3 rRNA genes are annotated in these 5,650 nt (G+C 56.1%); all 3 read right to left on the bottom strand.

What is annotated here, in order from left to right:
- Positions 1–26 precede the first annotated feature (26 nt).
- The 3 genes from rrf to NWP10_RS10235 all read right to left on the bottom strand — a co-directional run bounded on the left by rrf (position 27) and on the right by NWP10_RS10235 (position 5,391).
- Positions 27–143, bottom strand: a 5S ribosomal RNA gene (gene rrf, locus NWP10_RS10245).
- A gap of 190 nt (positions 144–333) precedes the next feature.
- Positions 334–3,426: ribosomal RNA gene (locus tag NWP10_RS10240) — 23S ribosomal RNA — on the bottom strand.
- A 442-nt stretch (positions 3,427–3,868) separates the two neighbouring features.
- Positions 3,869–5,391 (bottom strand): 16S ribosomal RNA (locus tag NWP10_RS10235).
- Together the 16S, 23S and 5S rRNA genes form the textbook arrangement of a ribosomal RNA operon.
- Between the last annotated feature and the right edge of the window lie 259 nt (positions 5,392–5,650).

Raw genomic sequence — 5,650 nt, 5'->3', positions numbered from 1 at the left:
AAAGTGCAGGGCCCTCCCCAAAGAATGTCCGGCGGCGACCTACTCTCCCACAACCTCCCGGTTGCAGTACCATCGGCGCTGTGGGCCTTAGCTTCCGGGTTCGGAATGGAACCGGGCGTTTCCCCCACGCTATGACCGCCGTAACCCTTCATCCCACCCCACACCCGACAAACACCAGGCATGGTGGGAAACCATCACGGGTCACACAACAGTGACACTATTCAACAATACCCAACCACCCCAACAGGGCAACCGGTTGCAATCAGACAACCGCACAGTGGACGCAAGCACCACACCCTCACCACCCGAAGCATGGGCAGCAAAGAAAAAAGTGTGTGTAAGTCATCGGCCTATTAGTACTGGTCAGCTTCACGAGTCTTCAGTCCTCGCTTCCACATCCAGCCTATCAACCCAGTGTTCTAGCTGGGGGCCTCACACCCTCAAAGGGGCAAGGAAATCTCATCTCGAAGCCGGCTTCCCGCTTAGATGCTTTCAGCGGTTATCCATCCCGAACGTAGCTAATCAGCCATGCACCTGGCGGTACAACTGACATACCAGAGGTTCGTCCGTCCCGGTCCTCTCGTACTAAGGACAGACCTTCTCAAATTTCCAACGCGCGCAGAGGATAGGGACCGAACTGTCTCACGACGTTCTGAACCCAGCTCGCGTACCGCTTTAATGGGCGAACAGCCCAACCCTTGGGACCTACTCCAGCCCCAGGATGCGACGAGCCGACATCGAGGTGCCAAACCATGCCGTCGATATGGACTCTTGGGCAAGATCAGCCTGTTATCCCCGAGGTACCTTTTATCCGTTGAGCGACGGCCGTTCCACAACGAGCCGCCGGATCACTAGTCCCGACTTTCGTCCCTGCTCGAGCTGCCACTCTCACAGTCAAGCCCCCTTGTGCACTTGCACTCGACACCTGATTGCCAACCAGGCTGAGGGGACCTTTGGGCGCCTCCGTTACATTTTGGGAGGCAACCGCCCCAGTTAAACTACCCATCAGGCACTGTCCCTGACCCGGATCACGGGCCGAAGTTAGATATCCAGAGTGACCAGAGTGGTATTTCAACGATGACTCCACGAACACTGGCGTGCCCGCTTCACAGTCTCCCACCTATCCTACACAAGCCACACCGAACACCAATACCAAACTATAGTAAAGGTCACGGGGTCTTTCCGTCCTTCTGCGCGTAACGAGCATCTTTACTCGTAATGCAATTTCGCCGAGTTCACGGTTGAGACAGCGGGGAAGTCGTTACTCCATTCGTGCAGGTCGGAACTTACCCGACAAGGAATTTCGCTACCTTAGGATGGTTATAGTTACCACCGCCGTTTACTGGGGCTTAAATTCTCCGCTTCGCCGAAGCTAACGGGTCCTCTTAACCTTCCAGCACCGGGCAGGAGTCAGTCCATATACATCGTCTTACGACTTCGCATGGACCTGTGTTTTTGATAAACAGTCGCTTCCCCCTGGTCTCTGCGGCCCCGATCCCCTCACACCAGCACGTGGTGCTCAAGGTTGGGGCCCCCCTTCTCCCGAAGTTACGGGGGCATTTTGCCGAGTTCCTTAACCATGATTCTCTCGATCGCCTTAGTATTCTCTACCTGACCACCTGTGTCGGTTTAGGGTACGGGCAGTTTGAACCTCGCGCCGATGCTTTTCTTGGCAGCATAGGATCACCGGATCACCCACCGAGTGGGCGCCCATCAGGTCTCAAGCACATAGCCGGCGGATTTACCTACCGGCAGCCCTACACCCTTAGACCAGGTCGATTCCATTGCCTGGCCCGGCTACCTTCCTGCGTCACACCTGTTAATGCGCTTGCCTCCCCGGTTCAGGTCCCGCGCTCCCCACCACCGTCCCCGTCAAAGACGGGGTTCGGGATGGTTCGGGCGGTTAGTATCACCGGCTCAGCAGGGACGGTTCTTCACTGGTACGGGAATATCAACCCGTTGTCCATCGACTACGCCTGTCGGCCTCGCCTTAGGTCCCGACTTACCCAGGGCAGATTAGCTTGACCCTGGAACCCTTAGTCATCCGGCGGACGGGTTTCTCACCCGTCTTTCGCTACTCATGCCTGCATTCTCACTCGTCCACAATCCACCAGAAGTTACCCGCTGGCTTCACCTCGTGAACGACGCTCCCCTACCCATCCAGCAAAACTGAATGCCACGGTTTCGGCGGTGTACTTGAGCCCCGCTACATTGTCGGCGCGGAATCACTTGACCAGTGAGCTATTACGCACTCTTTCAAGGGTGGCTGCTTCTAAGCCAACCTCCTGGTTGTCTCAGCAACTCCACATCCTTTCCCACTTAGCACACGCTTAGGGGCCTTAACCGGTGGTCTGGGCTGTTTCCCTCTCGACTATGAAGCTTATCCCCCACAGTCTCACTGCCACGCTCTCACTTCCCGGCATTCGGAGTTTGGCTGAAGTCAGTAACCTTGTAGGGCCCATCGTCCATCCAGTAGCTCTACCTCCGGGAAGAAACACGTGACGCTGCACCTAAATGCATTTCGGGGAGAACCAGCTATCACGGAGTTTGATTGGCCTTTCACCCCTACCCACAGCTCATCCCCTCCATTTTCAACTGAAGTGGGTTCGGTCCTCCACGCGCTCTTACACGCGCTTCAACCTGGCCATGGGTAGATCACTCCGCTTCGGGTCTAGGACACGCGACTCAATCGCCCTATTCAGACTCGCTTTCGCTACGGCTTCCCCACACGGGTTAACCTCGCCACGTATCACTAACTCGCAGGCTCATTCTTCAAAAGGCACGCTGTCACCCCAACAAGGAGGCTCCAACGGTTTGTAGGCACATGGTTTCAGGTACTATTTCACTCCCCTCCCGGGGTACTTTTCACCATTCCCTCACGGTACTGATCCGCTATCGGTCAACAGGTAGTATTCAGGCTTACCAGGTGGTCCTGGCAGATTCACACGGGATTCCTCGGGCCCCGTGCTACTCGGGCGACCCTCCAACAGCGGCGGAACACATTTCGACTACGGGACTCTCACCCTCTACGGTCCAGCATCCACACTGGTTCGTCTATATGCCCGCACCTCACTGCGCCATGCCGGCAGACATGACAAGGAGGGGCCCACAACACCGCACATGCAACCCCTGCCGGGTATCACACACATACGGTTTAGCCCCATCCGCGTTCGCTCGCCACTACTAACGGAATCACTTTTGTTTTCTCTTCCTGTGGGTACTGAGATGTTTCACTTCCCCACGTTCCCTCCAACCGGTCTATGTGTTCAACCGGTGGTCACACGACACGTCGTGCGGGGTTTCCCCATTCGGAAATCCTGGTCTCAACGTCCGGTTATCGACTCCACCAGGCTTATCGCAGATTCCCACGTCCTTCTTCGGCTCCTGTTGCCAAGGCATCCACCATGCGCCCTTAGAAACTTCCACACACAATGAAAGTCCTCAAATGAGCAAAAATATAACTAAGATGTCATTCTCGGCGTCACCACACCTCACACACCACCCCAGGGGGAACAGTGCGATCAACGATGCAGCAACAATAAAAATAAGATGCTCGCGTCCACTATGCAGTTCTCAAACAACAACCCACACCCCATCCACCCACCCACAAGGTGCAGCTTCACAAGGCGCGGAGACCAGAAACAACAACCCCACCCCCACGGGCAGGGCGCCTGCTGTTCCAGGACCCAACAGTGTGCCAACACCAGCTCGCAGCCACCAACACCACCCATTCCAACCCAACCCCCAAAGAGGTTCGGCGTACTCGAGCACTGCCGGCGCCACCACTGGCACCATTCATCGATGTTCCACCCATGAGCAACCCGCCATCACACACTCGGTGATGCAACGGGCACTTAATGCTCCTTAGAAAGGAGGTGATCCAGCCGCACCTTCCGGTACGGCTACCTTGTTACGACTTAGTCCCAATCGCTGGTCCCACCTTCGACGGCTCCCCCCACAAGGGTTAGGCCACCGGCTTCGGGTGTTACCGACTTTCGTGACTTGACGGGCGGTGTGTACAAGGCCCGGGAACGTATTCACCGCAGCGTTGCTGATCTGCGATTACTAGCGACTCCGACTTCATGGGGTCGAGTTGCAGACCCCAATCCGAACTGAGACCGGCTTTTTGGGATTAGCTCCACCTCACAGTATCGCAACCCATTGTACCGGCCATTGTAGCATGCGTGAAGCCCAAGACATAAGGGGCATGATGATTTGACGTCGTCCCCACCTTCCTCCGAGTTGACCCCGGCAGTCTCCCATGAGTCCCCACCATTACGTGCTGGCAACATGGAACGAGGGTTGCGCTCGTTGCGGGACTTAACCCAACATCTCACGACACGAGCTGACGACAACCATGCACCACCTGTGATCCCGCCCCAAAGGGGAAACCGTATCTCTACGGCGATCGAGAACATGTCAAGCCTTGGTAAGGTTCTTCGCGTTGCATCGAATTAATCCGCATGCTCCGCCGCTTGTGCGGGCCCCCGTCAATTCCTTTGAGTTTTAGCCTTGCGGCCGTACTCCCCAGGCGGGGCACTTAATGCGTTAGCTGCGGCGCGGAAACCGTGGAATGGTCCCCACACCTAGTGCCCAACGTTTACGGCATGGACTACCAGGGTATCTAATCCTGTTCGCTCCCCATGCTTTCGCTCCTCAGCGTCAGTTACAGCCCAGAGACCTGCCTTCGCCATCGGTGTTCCTCCTGATATCTGCGCATTCCACCGCTACACCAGGAATTCCAGTCTCCCCTACTGCACTCTAGTCTGCCCGTACCCACCGCAGATCCGGGGTTAAGCCCCGGACTTTCACGACAGACGCGACAAACCGCCTACGAGCTCTTTACGCCCAATAATTCCGGATAACGCTCGCACCCTACGTATTACCGCGGCTGCTGGCACGTAGTTAGCCGGTGCTTCTTCTGCAGGTACCGTCACTTTCGCTTCTTCCCTACTGAAAGAGGTTTACAACCCGAAGGCCGTCATCCCTCACGCGGCGTCGCTGCATCAGGCTTTCGCCCATTGTGCAATATTCCCCACTGCTGCCTCCCGTAGGAGTCTGGGCCGTGTCTCAGTCCCAGTGTGGCCGGTCACCCTCTCAGGCCGGCTACCCGTCGTCGCCTTGGTGAGCCATTACCTCACCAACAAGCTGATAGGCCGCGAGTCCATCCATGACCGATAAATCTTTCCAACAACCACCATGCGGTGGACGTTCCTATCCGGTATTAGACCCAGTTTCCCGGGCTTATCCCAGAGTCAAGGGCAGGTTACTCACGTGTTACTCACCCGTTCGCCACTAATCCACCCAGCAAGCTGGGCTTCATCGTTCGACTTGCATGTGTTAAGCACGCCGCCAGCGTTCATCCTGAGCCAGGATCAAACTCTCCGTAAAAAAATTACAGAACAACATCACAGCAGCCGGAAATAACCACCATGACATCAATTCAATACCCGGCAGACCATCACCACACCACGGGGGTGGTGAGCGATGATCAACCAATATGTGTTAAAACAATTGGCATCAACAAACTTGGCACACTATTGAGTTCTCAAACAACAGGCGCTTCCAGCTTCAGCGACCCGCTCCGCGGGCCGTTTCGCTCTGGAGCAACTTCTCCATCTTAGACCATCCGCTGCGACCATGTCAACCC

Source organism: Micrococcus sp. HG099, assembly GCF_024723355.1.
GTDB lineage: Bacteria > Actinomycetota > Actinomycetes > Actinomycetales > Micrococcaceae > Micrococcus > Micrococcus endophyticus.
Note: the sequence above shows the minus strand (reverse complement) of the source record. Positions and strands in the feature narration are given on the sequence as shown.